This window comes from Dactylosporangium siamense (assembly GCF_016862795.1).
GTDB classification, from domain to species: Bacteria; Actinomycetota; Actinomycetes; order Mycobacteriales; family Micromonosporaceae; genus Dactylosporangium; species Dactylosporangium siamense.
Map to the genome: position 1 here is coordinate 1 of NZ_BONQ01000133.1, position 887 is coordinate 887.

Below are 887 nucleotides of genomic sequence, written 5' to 3' on the forward strand. Positions count from 1 at the left end.
GCGGGCCTCCCGACGTTCCGTGCCGCGCCGTGCCCTCGCTTGCGGGATTTCCCTACAGCGCGACGCGGGTGATCGGGCCGGCGGCGTCGGTGGGTCCGGCGGGCGCCTGGTGGTGCAGCTCGGTGTAGCGCAGCTCGGTCAGGTCCGGCGACCAGCGCGCCTCCAGCTCGCGGGCGGCGCCGAACGCGTCCGCGACCGGCCGCAGCACCCGGGCGCCGATCCGGGCGGCCGCCGCCAGCGCCACCGGTGCGGGCGGCCCGTCGGTGCCGGCCGCGCGGATCGTGACGGCTTCGGCGGAGCCGGTGACCCGCACGACCGCCTCGGCCAGCTCGGCCCGCAGCCCCGTGGACCAGTCGGCGAGGGCATCGGCGTAGGACGCGGTGGCGCGCAGCCGGCCGACGACGGTGGCCGGGTCGCCGCCGTCGCCGAGGTGCCCGGCGAGCGACTGCCACCGCGCGCCGAAGGCATCCGCCCCGGCCCCTTCCCAGTCCTCGACCCGCAGATCGGCGGCGAGCCGGTCGCGGCGCCGGGCGAACCGGCCGGCGTCGGCCCGCAGCCGCGCGGCCGTGTCGCGCAGCGGCTCCGGGGTGAGCTTCAGCCCGAACTCGAGCGCGTCGCCCGGCAGCGCCCCGACCAGCCGCAACAGCGGCCAGAGCGGGTCACCGGCCGGCGCCCCACCGGCGATCAGGACAGCGTCGACGCGGTGCAGCAGGTCGGTCCCGATCCCGGCGAGCCGGTCCAGGGCATCCATCACGCGTCCCCTTGCGACTGGTGCTGCCGCTGGTGCTGCCGCCGGGCGTCGTGGTCGGCCGAGCGACAGCCGTGGGCCGCCAGGCGCAGAGCCTCCGCGGTCTCGGCGAACCCGATCCGGGCGAGCCGGTCCAGAG

At 78.7% G+C, this 887-nt stretch carries 1 protein-coding gene; it reads right to left on the reverse strand.

Annotation, left to right across the window (positions count from 1 at the left end; all coding sequences use genetic code 11):
* Positions 1–52 precede the first annotated feature (52 nt).
* The gene (locus tag Dsi01nite_RS42980; RefSeq protein ID WP_203852198.1) at positions 53–751 is read right to left on the reverse strand and encodes a WXG100 family type VII secretion target; all 699 of its coding nucleotides are present in this window, start codon (positions 749–751) and stop codon (positions 53–55) included.
* Between the last annotated feature and the right edge of the window lie 136 nt (positions 752–887).

Excerpts from the sequence above, each read along its gene's own strand:
- Dsi01nite_RS42980 (WP_203852198.1), bottom strand. The coding sequence starts at position 751 with ATGGATGCCCTGGACCGGCTCGCCGGGATCGGGACCGACCTGCTGCAC.